The organism is Reinekea sp. G2M2-21 (assembly GCF_015687175.1).
Taxonomy (GTDB): domain Bacteria; phylum Pseudomonadota; class Gammaproteobacteria; order Pseudomonadales; family Natronospirillaceae; genus Reinekea.
In genome coordinates, this window is record NZ_JADPQG010000001.1 from 106143 (window position 1) to 122106 (window position 15964).

The 15964-nt window shown below is 50.5% G+C and carries 13 protein-coding genes; 7 read left to right on the top strand and 6 right to left on the bottom strand.

What is annotated here, in order from left to right; translation table 11 throughout:
* Nucleotides 1–140: 140 nt before the first annotated feature.
* The 3 genes from IYN85_RS00435 to IYN85_RS00445 all read right to left on the bottom strand — a co-directional run bounded on the left by IYN85_RS00435 (nucleotide 141) and on the right by IYN85_RS00445 (nucleotide 4182).
* Complete coding sequence (locus IYN85_RS00435; protein ID WP_196156893.1) at nucleotides 141–1049, bottom strand: hypothetical protein; 909 nt, start codon at nucleotides 1047–1049, stop codon at nucleotides 141–143.
* Nucleotides 1050–1509: 460 nt separating this feature from the next.
* A complete protein-coding gene (gene argH / locus IYN85_RS00440; RefSeq protein WP_196156894.1) occupies nucleotides 1510–2901 on the bottom strand; it encodes an argininosuccinate lyase in 1392 nt (463 codons plus the stop codon).
* A 120-nt stretch (nucleotides 2902–3021) separates the two neighbouring features.
* The gene (locus tag IYN85_RS00445; RefSeq protein ID WP_196156895.1) at nucleotides 3022–4182 is read right to left on the bottom strand and encodes a methyl-accepting chemotaxis protein; all 1161 of its coding nucleotides are present in this window, start codon (nucleotides 4180–4182) and stop codon (nucleotides 3022–3024) included.
* Nucleotides 4183–4363: 181 nt separating this feature from the next.
* Here IYN85_RS00445 and IYN85_RS00450 point away from each other — a divergent pair, with 181 nt between their 5' ends.
* The 7 genes from IYN85_RS00450 to IYN85_RS00480 all read left to right on the top strand — a co-directional run bounded on the left by IYN85_RS00450 (nucleotide 4364) and on the right by IYN85_RS00480 (nucleotide 11910).
* Nucleotides 4364–5389 (top strand): sensor histidine kinase, encoded by a 1026-nt coding sequence (locus tag IYN85_RS00450; protein ID WP_196156896.1) that lies wholly within the window; start codon nucleotides 4364–4366, stop codon nucleotides 5387–5389.
* Nucleotides 5386–6105 (top strand): LytTR family DNA-binding domain-containing protein, encoded by a 720-nt coding sequence (locus tag IYN85_RS00455; RefSeq protein WP_196156897.1) that lies wholly within the window; start codon nucleotides 5386–5388, stop codon nucleotides 6103–6105. The genes IYN85_RS00450 and IYN85_RS00455 overlap by 4 nt, the downstream gene beginning before the upstream one ends.
* 422 nt (nucleotides 6106–6527) lie before the next feature.
* Nucleotides 6528–6734 (top strand): hypothetical protein, encoded by a 207-nt coding sequence (locus IYN85_RS00460; RefSeq protein ID WP_196156898.1) that lies wholly within the window; start codon nucleotides 6528–6530, stop codon nucleotides 6732–6734.
* Between the two features lie 142 nt (nucleotides 6735–6876).
* Nucleotides 6877–8169, top strand: a complete 1293-nt coding sequence (locus IYN85_RS00465) for a DUF3391 domain-containing protein (protein WP_196156899.1) — start codon at nucleotides 6877–6879, stop codon at nucleotides 8167–8169.
* 622 nt (nucleotides 8170–8791) lie between these two features.
* The gene (locus IYN85_RS00470) at nucleotides 8792–10336 is read left to right on the top strand and encodes a phosphoenolpyruvate carboxykinase (protein ID WP_196156900.1); all 1545 of its coding nucleotides are present in this window, start codon (nucleotides 8792–8794) and stop codon (nucleotides 10334–10336) included.
* A gap of 135 nt (nucleotides 10337–10471) precedes the next feature.
* Nucleotides 10472–11425, top strand: a complete 954-nt coding sequence (gene thiL / locus IYN85_RS00475) for a thiamine-phosphate kinase (RefSeq protein ID WP_196156901.1) — start codon at nucleotides 10472–10474, stop codon at nucleotides 11423–11425.
* Between the two features lie 2 nt (nucleotides 11426–11427).
* Nucleotides 11428–11910, top strand: a complete 483-nt coding sequence (locus IYN85_RS00480; protein ID WP_196156902.1) for a phosphatidylglycerophosphatase A — start codon at nucleotides 11428–11430, stop codon at nucleotides 11908–11910.
* Between the two features lie 69 nt (nucleotides 11911–11979).
* On the opposite strand, the gene IYN85_RS00485 is transcribed toward IYN85_RS00480, so the two are convergent.
* The 3 genes from IYN85_RS00485 to ptsP are packed head-to-tail and all read right to left on the bottom strand — an operon-like array spanning nucleotide 11980 to nucleotide 15890.
* On the bottom strand, nucleotides 11980–12840 hold the full coding sequence (locus IYN85_RS00485; RefSeq protein ID WP_196156903.1) for a hypothetical protein: 861 nt from the start codon (nucleotides 12838–12840) through the stop codon (nucleotides 11980–11982).
* Complete coding sequence (locus tag IYN85_RS00490) at nucleotides 12837–13631, bottom strand: hypothetical protein (protein WP_196156904.1); 795 nt, start codon at nucleotides 13629–13631, stop codon at nucleotides 12837–12839. The genes IYN85_RS00485 and IYN85_RS00490 overlap by 4 nt, the downstream gene beginning before the upstream one ends.
* 12 nt (nucleotides 13632–13643) lie before the next feature.
* Complete coding sequence (gene ptsP, locus IYN85_RS00495; protein WP_196156905.1) at nucleotides 13644–15890, bottom strand: phosphoenolpyruvate--protein phosphotransferase; 2247 nt, start codon at nucleotides 15888–15890, stop codon at nucleotides 13644–13646.
* Between the last annotated feature and the right edge of the window lie 74 nt (nucleotides 15891–15964).

The following is a 15964-nucleotide window of genomic DNA, read 5'->3' on the forward strand; positions in this document are numbered from 1 at the left end:
GATATTCTCAAGAAGAGCGCCTTGTACTAGCGCTTCTCATTAGCTTTGAAACTATACGAACTTCAGACTCAGAACTCAAAGAACAAAGCTCGCGTGAAATCTGCGTTGCCCTGGCGACCTCGGGGCGGTACCTTATTCGTTTATGAAGAGGCAGAGTTACCCTGAAGATCTGTAATGCCAGTGATCACGCCAACACCGAGTAGCGTCTCCAACGAGGGTTGCAGGTATGCGTTATCCGGTTGCAGGTAATAAATAGGATGCACATAACCGGCAGACACGCCTCGTCGTTGATAATAAGCACGGTCGGTCTGCCGTTCACGTTCTATGATCCATTCGTTTCGGTAGCCATTGTCGTAGTCAAGTGAGCGATGGAACTGTAGAACGGAATGGTGATCTGCAATTCGCTGCTTGCCAGCAACCAGGACCAACATGCAACTGGCAGAACAGCGGCCGGTAACCTGTGTGTTCAAATGATTTCGGATAATAAGTCGAGCTAAAGAGCGGGCTTCGTGTAAATGGCCACCATCGAGATTTAAATCAATATACTTAACCTGTGGATGCTCCCGTAACCAATGGGCGACCTGCTTGGTTGCGCCATATTCAAGTTGCCCGTCCAGATACAGTACGGATGAGTCGTTGTTCTCGCGCAGGGTGAGGGTCATGTCATCTTGGGTTAGCGCGATCTGGGCCATGGTCTTTAACAGAGGCAGGTTTTGGTACAGGCTCATTGATGTCCAATACACCAACCCCAGAGTCGCCACAAACAGCAATATGCTCTGATAGCCCCCTTTGAATTTTTTCTGGGCGATAAAAATGGCACGAAAACAGCCAAAAAACAGAACCGGTACGAACAGTAAAAGCGTGATAACGAGTATTGGCAACCAGAGTCTGGTGGATATCACCGGGTTCTCTATTGCATTGCTCAGCGCCAACAAAGCCGCCGTCGTTTTTATCAGTAATAATGCCGGGACGAGGATCGCCCAGAATGCCTGCCCTTGACTGAAATCACCCGCAATGAGGCGTCTATAGTAGCGAATAGCGAGGTTCATTGAATTGCCTTGGTCCTTGTTCCCTGATTCAGCGGCGTGCAAATTACCGTGAAAACGGGTTGGCGTCAAAAAGAACAGTCAGTGTTAAGTTGGTTTGAACTGAGAGCGGCTTTGGCGAGAAATGCCAAATGTCGCTAGAGCTAGTGTCCTGAGTCAGGAGTTCGTATCGCTTCAGAGCTCATGGGAAGCGCTAGTACAAGGCGCTCTTTGTAGAGAATATCGAGATCTTTTCAAGAAGAGCAACGCCGTAATAGTGTTTTCCATGAGCTCCCTTCGGGCGCGTCATTCAAGCTCTCTAGCGTTGTTCTGTCTCTTGCCAATGGAATAACCATTGACTGCGAGACACGCCTAGCTAAAGGCCGTGAATGGCACGCTGAATTCATGCGAACTTCTGACTCAGGACACCAGAATGAGCAGTAGCATTATTTACGGTACTGCTCGTACACTCGTGGTGATCAGCCTATTTGCGTGTCGCCACTCTTTCGCGGGCGCTGATGCAGGCAGATTTCACTTGATTGGGCGCGGTGCCACCTAGGTGGTCTCTTGCAGCAACAGAGCCTTCGAGAGTGAGCACTTCAAACACATCCGCGGTGATCAGTTCAGAAAAACTCTGCAGTTGCTCAAGACTGAGTTCCGATAAATCTTTTCCGGTCTTAATGCCGAACGCAACCGATTCACCGACAACTTCATGCGCGTCGCGGAACGGCAAACCTTTTTTCACCAGGTAATCGGCCAGATCGGTCGCGGTCGAAAAACCTTTCGCGGCTGCGCTGCGCATGTTGTCTTTCTTGGCGTTCAGGTGCGGCACCATGTCGGCAAAGGCGCGCAGACTTCCGGCCAAAGTATCGATGGTGTCAAACAAGGGCTCTTTGTCTTCTTGGTTGTCTTTATTGTATGCCAGAGGCTGGGATTTCATCAGAGTCAGCAGGCTCATTAGATGCCCATAGACCCGTCCGGTTTTGCCACGAACCAACTCCGGAACATCGGGGTTTTTCTTTTGCGGCATGATGGAGGAACCGGTACAGAAACGATCCGGCAAATCGATAAAATCGAACTGAGCAGATGCCCACAGGACCAGTTCCTCAGACATGCGTGACAAGTGCATCATGATCAGCGCACCCGCGTGGGTAAACTCAATCGCAAAATCGCGGTCAGATACCGAGTCCAATGAATTACGAGTGGGTTGATCGAACCCGAGCAACTCAGCGGTGCGGGCTCGGTTGATGGGGTAGGTTGTGCCCGCCAGCGCCGCTGCGCCTAAGGGGAGAATGTTAACGCGCTTACGGCAGTCCACAAGACGTTCATAGTCGCGCTGCAACATTTCGTTCCAGGCCAGCAAGTGATGACCAAAGGTAACCGGCTGCGCCGTCTGCAAGTGAGTGAAACCCGGCATGATGGTGCTTGCTTCCTGTTCAGCCAGATCAATCAGGGAATTTTGTAAGCGGGTGATTTCGCTGTTCAGGTGATCAATGGCTTCGCGCAGGTACAGGCGGATGTCGGTGGCGATCTGGTCGTTGCGCGAACGGCCCGTGTGCAGCTTCTTACCGACGTAGCCGATTTTGGCCGTCAGCGCGGATTCGACATTCATGTGCACGTCTTCCAGTGCCACAGACCACTGAATTTGGCCCGATTCTATGTCTGCCTGCACTTCCCGCAGGCCTTTGATAATGGCTTCTTGTTCATCCTGAGTCAGAACGCCGCACTCCGCCAGCATGGTGGCGTGTGCAATAGAACCCTCGATATCGTGGCGGTATAGGCGCTGATCAAAACCGATCGACGCAGTAAATTCGGCTACAAAGGCGTCTGTTGCTTCGGCAAAGCGTCCGCCCCAAGAGGAGTTTGTCTGGCTCATAGTGATTCCATTGAAAAAATATCGAGCGGATCATTATAGAGAAAAGCGCTGAAACATCACCCTTGAAAGCAGCAACAGTGTGTTTGTTTTCCGACAGCGAACGGCGGCAAGCGGGAAAGGCTAAAACAGGACGTCGTCGTCACCCGCTGACAGGGATGAATTCGCTTGTGAGGCTTTCAGGGTGTGAGCAACATCATTGAGCGCAATAAGGGTCGATTCAATTTGCTTGGAACACTTTTCGGTCAGTTCAAGGTGCTTAACGGCATGTCCTTTCCTGCCAGCCACGATTTCAGCCAGCGCATCCGCTGCATGGCTGTGCATTTCCTGCAGCAGGTCACCGAGACGGGGCCAGTTTCGGTCTGTGCGAAGTGGGTCCAGCACCGGATTGTTGAAATACCATTTACCGAGCCGCGAACCGCTGTAGTCGCGGATTTTCTCGACCAGCGACGCGTCATCCAGGCCTTCGTAAACCATGGTGCGTATTTTACTGATAAACACGCTGAGTCCGAGCAGAGCTGATTGAATAAACGTTTGTGTGGTGCTGCGCAGAATCAGCTCACTCATGTTGTTGGACAAATCGGTTATCAGGGCAATGGTCTGAGTGACGTTATCTGTTGTGCTGGCCAATTCGACCGTTTCATCTGCAATCGAATGAATACCCTTCTGCACCAGTGACGAATGGTTGGTAATTTCGCCAATGACCACCGCTATTTGTTTACTGGCTTCGGCGGATTTTGTGGCCAGACTGCGAACTTCGTCGGCAACGACTGCGAAACCTCGGCCCTGTTCACCGGCACGAGCGGCTTCAATGGAGGCGTTTAAAGCCAATAGGTTCGTTTGATCGGCTATTTTCTGAATAATGGTCACGAAGTCCGCGATACGTTTACTGGCGTCGCCCAGCTTCTCCATTGACCGAGCGGTGGTTCGTCCCTCATTGTCGATGGAATTCAGACGTTGGCTGATGGTACTCAAAATGGTGCCGATCTGATCGAAGGTCATTTTGTTTTCGGAAATGTTTGCCTGTTCTTTTCCCAGGAATTCAGCGTTCAGGACCACCAGGTCGTGTATCGTGTTTTGGCTTTCTATACCCGCGTTCAGGCCACGGTATCGGCCCTTATCCAAATTATGCTGCGTCTGTTCCGCTTGAAACTTAAGGTCACCAACCAGCTTGACCTTGGCCAGCAGTTCATTTTCGGCTTTTAGCCGGGCGTTATCTGCCTCGACCGCAGCCAACTTCTGTTCCATTTCTGTTAATGCTTTGTTGTTGAACCGGAACTTCATGATTTAACCTTTTACATTTGAGCTGGGTAGCGTCTGTCAGTCGACCTTCAATGGCGTAACTTGAGTAAGTGGCTCCGCTTCATAAATGCTCGTCATACATTCGTGCACAGTTCAAAGGACTTTTTAGAGACACTCTATATATACTACTCTAGTCAATTTTAACGGCGCGTTAGAGGAAACCTTGAAAAATAATTCTCAGCAGACGGATGCTTTTTTTATTCCCAACCTGTGTCAAACCTCGTCGTTGCTGCTGTTGATCCTGATTTCAGAGTTGTGTGTGCTGGCTTGGTCATTGGCCGATCAGTCGTTTTCCTGGAGTCAATTTGGGTTACGCAGCATATCCATACAATGGATTATGTTGTTAAGCGCAGCCGCGCTGTGTCAGTTGCGACGTTGGTTGCCAAATTGGAGTGTTCGGCAAGGATGGATCGTCTGTTTCGTCACCATCGAATTGATTGGCATCAGTGTGGTTGTGGTGGGCGGTCTGGTGTTGCAACCGGATCGCCTGGCTCCCTGGCCATTGCTGCAGGCCGGTTTGGCGATTGCCATCGTGGCGGGCATGGTATTGCGCTACTTTCAACTCCTGCAGCTGGTTATCGATCAGAATCAGGCTGAAATCAGCTCACGTATGAACGCCCTGCAGGCTCGGATTAAGCCCCATTTTTTATTCAATAGTCTAAATACCATCGCGGAACTCATCGTGACCCGGCCGGATGCCGCGGAAAAATCGGTCGAAAGCCTGTCGTCCTTGTTTCGGGCCAATTTAAAAGAAACATCGAGCTTTTGCCCGTTAAAGCAGGAAATTGAGTTGGTTAAAGGTTATCTGGAGTTAGAGCAATGGCGCTTAGGGGACCGTTTGCGTATCGAGTGGCGGGAATCCATTCACGATGAGCAATGGCCGGTGCCCATACTCTGTTTACAACCGTTGGTCGAAAACGCAGTCGTGCATGGGGTGGCTTCAAAGACCGATGGTGGCCGAGTGGTCATTTCGGCGCTGCAGACCCCGCGTATTACCACCCTGACGGTCGAAAATGATATTGGACCTGAGCTGGGCGCACATCGTGGGCACGGCGTTGGGTTGGACAACGTACAACGGCGTTTGCGGGTACTTTATGGTGAGGAGGCCCGTTGCAGAGTCGAGAAAACGGATGAACATTTTAAAGTGATTGTCACCTTGCCAAAAACACCTCTGGAGACGACAGCATGAAAGTTTTGGTTGTGGACGATGAACCATTGGCCCGGGATCGGCTTATTCGATTTCTACAGGATATCGATACCGTAGATGGTATTCAGGCGGCATCTAATGGTGAAGAAGCATTGACCAAACTGACTACCTTCCCCGCTGACGTGGTGCTGTTGGATATCCGGATGCCGGGTAAAAGCGGACTGGAGGTCGCGGTGAAAATCAAAGACCGCCCTGAACCGCCCGCCATTGTCTTTTGCACGGCCTACGAGGATTACGCCCTGGACGCGTTTAAGGTAAAAGCTCAATCTTATTTGTTGAAACCAGTGCAGCGTCAGGCGTTGGTTGAGGCCCTGGACGATTGCAGTCAACTCACCAAGGCACAGATTCAGGGCTTGGCAAATCACAGTTCTGTCGAAACGATCAGCGTACACAACGGGCGAGAGAAAGAGCTCATGCCGCTTTCCGATATTTATTTTTTCAAAGCTGAGCAGAAATATGTCTCGTTATTCAGTGTGAAGGGTGAGCGCGTTGTCGATGAGAGCCTGAAAGTGCTGGAAGATCGCTATGAAGACTGTTTTATCCGGGTTCATCGTAATACCCTTGTTTATAAACCTCGTATCGAAAAGCTTAACCGGGATGCCGAAGGCGGTTTCTGGTTGACGATCAAGGGGGTTGATGAACCTATTGCTGTCAGTCGGCGGCACGCCAAAGGGCTTAAGCTGCTATTCGAATCCTAGGGCAACTCTGATTAATTCGAATCACCTCAGTCCTATCAGATCGAAGGATGAGCGAGGCGTGTGTTGCAGGGAATGGCGAGTCCTTTTCAAAACACACAACAAAGCTCAGTCATCGATCTGAAGGACCCGGAGGGCGGGGCTGAAATGGCAAATTTCGTTGTTAAGTCCTTTGCCAAGATAATGAATATTGCCTGCAGACCTTGCCTCGAATTTTGCGCATTTCTTCACCCGCTGAGGTAGAGAGCAATTATTCAGAGGTGCCCTAGGGCCTATTACGTTAAGGAATGTTGTTATCGGGTAAGTTTGTGTTAAATAAATACCGGAAAAAACTGGCGAACTGATCAATATGGTCTATAACTCACTGGTCGAATTTAATTTGTGTCAAAACTGAAGCTTCAATAAAGCGCTAAGGAGTTAAAAAGATGACAGCACAAAAGAAACCAGAAGGGCCGGTAACGACCGAAGAGTTGGCCCGAACCCCGCAATGTAATGAAAATGTCCGTCAGCAGATGGCCAGCGAAGTCGAGGCGTTTTTAGCCAATGGTGGGTCGGTTACAGAAGTGGATCGGGGTGTGCGTGTTGATTTGCCGAAGAAGCCTGAAAATAAATACGGTTCGCGCCCCATATGAGTGACCCGTTGTCTAAAATAGACGAAAAACGGAACCTGATGGTTCCGTTTTTCGTTTCTGTGTTCGGCTCGCAAGTCCGGGCAGCGGCACTATACTGATGAAATGAGGTTCGTTCGCTGTCATTCCGTTAGGTAAAAAAGTCTTGAAAAAATCATTCTATGTTCCTATTAATCAGTTACAGGTCGGACTCTTTGTCGATCTGGAGTTGAGTTGGACCGAACATCCTTTTTTATTCAGTAAATTCAAGATCAAACAACAGGACGAGATTGCCCAGATCCGCAAATTGGGCTTGCAGAAAATTCTGGTCATCATCAAAAAGTCGGCCCCTGAGGCCCTACGTCAGATAACCGACCAACCCGCTGAACTGGATGAGTTTGCCATCGAGCCCGATCCTACAGGAGACGGCACTCAAAACAATTCTGACCTGGATACGTTATGGACCCAGAAGAAGCAGAGCATAGACAAGGCTGAGGAATATCGGAAAGAACGACGGAAAACCGCCCAACGGTACCGAGAAACCCAGAAGCGGGTCAGTAACCTAGTGCGCAATCTCCGGTTGGCACCGGCCAACGCCATACGGGATGCCGATGAAGTGATCGGCGATATTAGCAGTCTTCTGGCAAGTCAAACGAATATTGTGGTTAGTATGGTCAGTTTGGAGGCGGGTGAGTTTAATCTTCAAAATCATGCGTTGAATGTCACGGTACTGGCGATGATGTTGGCGAAAAGCTTGGACGTGGCTGCAGACGACATGCATAACCTTGGCGTTGCCTGCATTCTGCATGACATTGGCAAGATCGTGTTGCCACAGGGGATTGTGCATAAGGTTGGGTCGCTCAACGCGGTTGAGCAAGACGTCATGAAAACGCACGTGAATAAAGGTCTGGCATTGCTGTCCCGCGTCAAAAACATTGAGCCCGTGGCGTTGGAGATGATCGCGGATCATCATGTCTACCTTGATGGTAGTGGCTATCCCGCGGCTCCTCGCCATGGTGAACTTTCTGTACTGAGTCGAATCTTGCAGGTGGCCAATCATTACGACTCTATGTGTAACCCCAATGACCCTGCGTTAGCGGTTAGCCCAAAAATTGCAATGGCGAAACTGTTTTCCAATTACGAAGGGAAGCTGGATTCCTACTATATACACCAGTTCGTGCGCAATTTTGGAGTGTATCCACCGGGTTGTGTGGTGAAGCTCAGTGATGATTCTATTGCATTGGTTAGCTCGGTCGACAGCGATAACCTGCTCGCGCCAACCGTGATTGTTTACAACCCGGATATACCCGCAAATCAGGCGTTGATGCTCAATTTAGTTGATCATGAAGAACTATCTATTGTTCAGGCGCTCAAACCCGGAGAGTACTCTCCCGAGTTGAATGCCTATCTGGGTCTGGAAGACCGACTCGGGTTTTTCTTTGGCTCACCTAAGAACTGAGATTATCTTCGCTGATAACTCATTAATGTGCTTTTCTGATTTCACCATTCAATTACACGATAGTGACTATTGTTAAAAAAAATGCGTATGTAAGAAAGTTACTGAATGTCCTCTATTTCGTCGTTTTGTTCGTAATATCACCACAATGATATCTCTGAATGTGTTGGGATAAATTGACAAATTGGCCTGTTTTTTGATTTTCCAGAGCTTTGTAATCAAAGTGAATATACCCATTTGGAGATAGACGTAATTGGAATGAACAGCGATTTAGTTTTTGATCCTCGTCAAATACAGCGCCCGTATGGCGCGGATTTTCGCAGTATACTAAGACTACTGTCAGGAAAAGATCGGTGATTCGTTGAGACGGTAACCTGTAACAAACTTGTTGTTTTGTTTCAGGTAAATCCAGGGGAATGTGGTTTGTCAGTAAAATATTGACGATTGGGTGTTTTGTGGATGGTCAAAGACTGATTAGACTGCAGGTCAGAGGCAAATGAATCTTAATCGCATTCAACTGCTGTGACTTTAAATCGAATAATAAAAAAATAATCAACGGACAATCGCAATCGGAACGCCAAAACAGCCTGGCTTAAAATTTCCAGTCCAATCAAGGAGAATATCCATGAACGCCACCACACAATTTGTTCACGTTGACATCCCGACTGCCAAGTTACTTGAACTGGCGGTCCGGCGAGAGGAAGGTGAGTTTGCCGCTAACGGAGCTTTTCTGGCTACCACCGGAACCCGCACCGGACGCTCACCGAAAGATCGTTTTATTGTAGATGAACCATCAATGTCCCATCTGGTTGATTGGGGCAATATCAACCAGCCTTTCCCGGAAGACAAGTTCAATGCCCTATGGGATCGGGTCAGTAAATACGTTGCTGAAAAAGAAAGATTTGTCGGCCACCTTGAAGTAGGTGCGGCTGAAGAACACTGCTTGCCATTGCGGGTCACCACCGAACTTGCATGGCATCAGGTGTTTGCGCGCAATTTGTTCATCGTTCCAGAACAGTGGAATGAGCAGGGTAAGCCAGTTTGGGAAGTTCTGAATGTGCCGAGTTTTGTGTGTGACCCTGAACGTGATGGCACACACAGTGATGGCATCGTCGTTGTCAGTTTTGAGCAGCGTAAGGTCCTGGTGGCGGGCCTTTACTATGCCGGTGAAATGAAGAAGTCATTATTCGCCGTTCAGAACTTCCTGCTTCCTGAAAAAGATGTATTGCCGATGCATTGTTCCGCAAACGTGGGTGAAGACGGTAAAACCTCTCTGTTCTTTGGTCTGTCGGGTACCGGTAAAACAACCTTGTCAGCCGATCCTGACCGGTTCCTGATCGGTGATGACGAACACGGTTGGGGTCCAGGCATTGTTTTCAATTTTGAAGGCGGTTGCTACGCGAAAACAATCGACCTGTCGCGCAAAAACGAGCCCGTTATCTGGGATGCCATCAGTTTTGGGGCCGTTCTTGAAAATGTCGTGGTAGACGAGCATCGTGTACCGGACTACAGCGATGTGTCCTTAACTCAGAATGGTCGTGTTGCTTACCCATTAACGCACATTGAGAAGCGACAGTTGAGTAACCAGGGAGCCGAACCAAACGCGGTCGTTTTCCTGACCTGTGACTTGAATGGTGTGTTGCCTCCGGTTGCGAAGCTCAGCAAAGAAGCCGCTGCTTACTACTTTTTAAGTGGTTACACCGCGCTGGTGGGCTCTACGGAAATGGGTGCGGGCAGCGGTATCAAGTCCACCTTCTCAACCTGTTTCGGTGCACCGTTCTTCCCACGGCCAGCATCCGTTTACGCTGAATTGTTGATGAAGCGTGTCGAGCAAAGCGGTGCCAGCGTCTACATGGTGAATACTGGGTGGACAGGCGGTCCGTTCGGTGAAGGCAAACGATTCGACATTCCGACGACTCGGGCGATCATAACCGCGATTACCAACGGTTCATTGCACAACACTCCGACCCATCACGTCACGGAATTGAATTTGGATATTCCTGTCGAAGTACACGGGGTCGATACCAAGTTGCTGAACCCTCGCAACACGTGGGCGAGTCCAGAAGCGTTTGACAAGCGAGCCCAGCAGTTGGCCCGTGAGTTCCAAACCAACTTTGCCAAGTACGACGTCGACGAAAAAATTGTCGTGGCCGGTCCGAAAATGCACTAACGCATATTACATAGCTCCTCCTTTTTTTGCCCGCCTTGTGCGGGCTTTTTTGTGTGTATTGTCAGGTAACTCGAGAATCACTCAATCGCGTGTTTTCGCTTTCAAAGCCTTCGGTGATCAAGCACAATTCCGCCTATGGATGAATTTGAACTGATAAAACGATGTTTCGCCGACTGGCCCACCCAACACCCTAATGTGTTGCGCGGTATAGGTGACGATTGTCTGGTGTGGCTGGACCCGGAACCACTGGTGATATCGGTCGATACGGCGGTTATCGGACGGCACTTCCCCGAGTTTGCGAACCCGGAGCAGGTAGCGCAACGGGCTTTTTTGCCGGCGATCAGCGATCTGGCGGCAATGACGGCGACACCTGCTTTTTTTACACTGGCGCTGACTCTACCCAAGCATTGCAATGGCGACTGGGTCGTGCGCTTTGCTCATCGTCTGCGCGAGTTAGCGGCTCAATACAACATTATGCTCGCCGGTGGCGATACAACCCTGGGTGAGCAGTTAACGGTGACTATCAATGTGCATGGGCGTTGCCCGCATCCTGTGTTACGCAATGGCGCGCAGGCGCAGGATGATGTCTGGGTAACCGGTTATCTTGGGCAAGCCGCCGCAGCATTGCCATACGTATTAGCAAACGATGAAAAGGAGGTGCCAATGGAGTGGTGGCAAGCCTACTGGCAGCCCGATGTTCCGTTGGAGTTTGCAATCGCCCTTCAAGGCTGCATTCACAGTGCTATCGATATATCCGATGGACTGGTAGGCGATGCGCTGCACATTGCCCAGCAAAGTGAACTGGCCCTGCATCTTAATGTGCATGATTTGCCGTTGGACAGTGACCTGAAAGCGGCTGGAGAGAACGGACTGCGCTGTGCCACCAGTGGTGGTGATGATTATCAACTGTTGTTTACGGCAGCGCCGATGGTCCGTGAAGAAATTCAACACCTGGCCAATCAGCAGGGTGTGTTGGTGACTCGAATCGGGCAAACCAGAGAAGGCAAACCCGCGGTTCACTGGTATGATGGCGATCGCCCGGTGACGTTGCCGTGGCAAAGTTTTACGCATTTTAATAAAGAGAGTTGAACATGACTGAACCGTCCGCTCGTCGCTGGCACAATCACTGGGTGCATTTTCTGGCTTTTGGCTTTGGCAGTGGCGCAGCGCCGAAAGCCCCCGGCACCTTTGGGACGCTAGCGGCAATCCCGGTGTTTTTGCTGTTAGCCTATTTGCCATTATGGGCCTATTTGATGGTCGTGGTGCTCACATTCGCTCTGGGTGTCTACTTATGTGGTCAAGCATCTAAGGATATGGGCGTACACGACCACGGTGGTATCGTCTGGGACGAGTTTGTTGGTTTCTGGATTACCATGATTGCGTTGCCGGTGCACTGGGCATGGGTCATCGCGGGCTTTGTCTTATTTCGTTTTTTCGACATCATCAAACCCTGGCCAATCGGTTGGTTGGACAAGCGCGTGCATGGCGGTCTGGGGATCATGATTGACGATGTTATCGCGGGTATTTTTGCGTTGGCGATACTTCAGGTGGTGTATCAAGTATTTTTTTCGTGAAGCCGGCTGCAGAATAGAATTACCTCAACGCGTGGGCCATGCTCCACGAGGTTGTTTCTGGTCTTGCCATTACCACGTTGCGATGATGGCCGAACCGAGCAGCGTGCTGCCGTTTTCAGTCGAAAATTGTTGTTGCAGTAGTTTTGTTCGTTCCTGACTTCGTAAGGTGACGAGCCATTCCTGCCAGTAGTCGAAGTAAGGTTGTTTCACGTCCATGCGAGTTTGTATTTCGCAATGCGTGGCGCTGCAATGAACGGTGATCAAGGTCGTATTGTTGTCGTGCGCTTTGTTCAGCTCTGCCACCATGGGCGCCAGTACTTCATAGAGCTGGTCGGTTTTGGTATAGGCTTCCGGTTGCAGCATGAGCTCGAATCTCTGCTCGACATATTCAGTGTTGTGCTTCGGTTGTGCCATCAATGCGCTGTTTAGTGCGTCTAAATCATTCAGCGGATGGGGATAGCTGAGCAGGCTCGTTAATTCGTTGGCTATCTCGTAGTCGCTCTGTTGTTCGAGCCGATCATCACGCAGTGCCATCTGCGTTTGAATTTTTTCATCCAACTCTTCAAGTTTGTCGACCATTTTCTGTTTGCGACGTTCTAAGTCTGCAAACAGTTTGTCGCGTTCCTGTCGGTAGGTTTGTAACTCAGCAATTAATGCCCGAGCATGTCCTTCGTTGATGGAGTGGGTGACTTCGGCTTTGGCCAGATCAGCTTCCAAGCGGCCAACGGCTGCTTTCAACGAGTCATTGGTGGCCTGTAACACTGGCAAGTCTTGATCAGCAAAAGCGGACGTGTCGACTTTGTCGATAGAGGGTTGTTGTACGGTCGCTGGTGGTCGGATGACCCAGTGAATCCCGAGACTTGAAAAGAAACCAATCACGAAGAAAGCAACCACGGTCGCTGTATAGGTGAGCAATCGGGTCCCATTCATCGGAAGCCCTCCAGATACCAAACCTGTACCTGATGACCCTTGCCGCGATACTGATGCGCGGTGCCGACGAGTGTCAGGTCCATCCACGACTGTTGGGTTAGGGTATCCCAGATTTCCTGATAACCTTGATAGTAAGGGGCATCCCAGAAAACACCCATGTGCATGGCGCATAATGTGGAATGGCATTCTACAAGGCTGACATCGAGATTGTACTGGCTCAAAAACCGCCGCAATTGAGGCTCATAGTGCGCGGCGAAACTGCTGTCGCGACTTTCATCAATAAAGCGGTTGTGAGTCTCGGCCAGCGTGCCGCCTGCGTCATATACCAGATCCAGTTGTACTGAAGGAATACTCATCAGGCTGTCGCTCTCGGTCAGCGGCACAAAGGTTTCCAGAGATGTTACCGCATGATGGTAATCCCGGTATTTATTGACGATATCAATATAGAGTTGTAATCGTTCATCTTGGTCTGCCTTGGCTTTCTCCGCAAACGTATTGCGATAAACCACCAACTCCTGCTCCAAAGGGGCCATGTATTGAACGATTGATGTGTTTTTAAGCTCAGTTTGTTGGATCTTGGTTTCAAGCGATTGCTGCCGTTGTTGGTAAATGGCATTTTGCAGGGCAACGGTGGCTTTGGTTTGCGGCTTGAGTGATTGCGAAACCTGCTCCACCAAGAATTCACGCTCGGTATTCACCGTTATCGCCAGGTGGCGAACGAGCTGATTGGCGCTGATAAAACCGGCAAACAGTGCGATCAGCGCCACCAGAATAAAGGATAATTTCGGCATTCCCATCCTGCGTTACTCGAACTTATTTTCGTACCCTGCGTCTTTGAGTTTTTCGCTCAGGAACGCTTGGACCTCAGATTCTTTACCTAGTTCCAATGTGGTGTCCAGAATCGCCCGGCATTCCTGCATGCTAATTCGTCGGACCAGCCACTTGATGACCGGTAGCTTGAAGGCGCTCATGCTCAAGGTACGCACGCCCATGCCAAGCAGGAGCAAGACCGCTTTGGGATCGGACGCCATTTCACCACAGACGCTGACCGTTAAATTCAGGCGCCGGCATTCGCGGACGATATCACGAATGGCGCACAGAACCGCGGGGTGAAAGTGAGAGTACAGGTGCGCCACGCGCGGGTTGTTGCGGTCCACAGCCAGCAGATACTGGGTTAAGTCGTTGGATCCAATGGACACGAAATCAATCATGTCGCGCAACCGAGGTAACATCCAAATCACAGCTGGCACTTCTGCCATGATGCCAACGGGTGGCTTGTGTACGGGATTCCCTTCTTCTTTTAACTGACGTACCGCCTCGTCGATCAGGGCGTGTACGCGTTCCAGCTCGTCTTCATGGCTGAGCATCGGCACCATAATCTGTAGATTATCATTGCCGACATTGGCCAGCAGCATGGCGCGTATCTGATCCAGCTGAATGTTTCGGTAGTCGAGTGTAAAGCGGATGCCGCGCCAGCCCAAAAACGGGTTTTCCTCTTTGATCGGGAAATAGGGCAGAGCCTTGTCGCCGCCAATATCCAACGTTCGCATCACCACCGGTTTTGGAGCATAGGCTTCCAGTACGCCGCGGTATATGCGCACCTGTTCCTCTTCCGTCGGAAATGTATTGTGAACCATAAACGGGATTTCCGACCGGTACAGGCCAATGCCTTCCGAGCCGCGTTCCAAACCGGGGCTGATGTCAGCCAATAAACCGGTATTACTGTACAAGCGCACCCGTTCACCGTCAGTTGACTCCGCCGGCAACAGTTTCAGATGAGCGAGGTCCGCTTGGCGTGCCTTATTTTGGTTGATCAGCCGCTGATATTCGGCACGTACGGTATCCGGTGGGTTGGAAATGACCTGGCCACGATGACCATCCAGGATTAATTCTAATCCGTGCAGTGAGCGAAGATTGCTTTCAGCCAAGCCCACGACCGCAGGAATACCGAGAGCATTAGCCAGCACAGAGGTATGCGATAGTTTAGACCCTTGATTGCTGACAATACCGGCAATTAGCCGGGAATCGATCCGGGTAAAGTGTTCGACGGTGATGTTTTCACCGATCAGAATGATAGGTTCGTCGGTCTCGATGACTTCCGGTTCTAAATTTTGCAACTCCCGGTATACCCGAACGCCAAGTACGCGCAGGTCATCGGCACGGGCCTTCAGGTAAGGGTCCTCCATGGCATCAAACACAGCGATCTGCGTTTGCATAGCGCGCTTCAGCGCCGTACTGGCACTGACGTTCTGAGCCAGGTGTTCAGTGATGGCCTGATGCAGTTCAGGAGAGTTCAATAACAGCTTGTAAACGTCGATCAGAGCCGACAGTGTTTCCGTATTACCGTGTGTGCTGTCGTCGCTGTCCAGAGATTGCACTGCATTCTCGAATGCTTCGGCAATGCGTTGCTGCTCAAATTCCAGACCGCTGCCATCGCGTTCGGCGATGTCTTCTAGGCGGATTTCATCGCGTACGACCCAAGCTTTGGCGATGGTGGCCCCGGGGGAGCCGGCAATACCGGTCAGACGACGGGTCTGATCGGCTGATAATGCTTCATTGGCGGTTTTCTTCAGGTTGATGGCTTGGCTGGCCACCAGGTGTGCGCCCATGGTAATCAGGAATGCCTCTTCCTCTTCGTCAAAGCGACGGGTTTCTTTGACCTGCACAACCAGAACGCCCAATACGTCACCATGATGAATCATAGGAACGCCCAGGAAACCCTGATAGCGTTCTTCACCAGACTCTTCAAAATAGCGGAAATTCGGATGTTGCTCGGCAAATGGAAGGTTCAGTAGATGCTGCCGTTTGGCAATGGTGCCGACCAAGCCCTCACCCAGCTTCATGCGGATGTTGCCAACAGCAGATTCGGCTAACCCTTGTGTGGCGGATAGTACCAGCTCCTGGTTGGCATCTACCAAATACAGGCTGCACACGTCAACGTTCAGTGCGCTACGGATACGCTCTACGATAAGAGCGACCAGTGCGCGCTGATCGGTCATTTGGCCTGCGTCAAGCAGGATTTTTTTGGCAAGAAGCAGCGGGCTGAGCATGGGGTCACTTATGATTACAGTTACCCTGATTGTACCCTGTTTGAGAATTGTCGCCAGTGGCTAGCCTGAAGCAG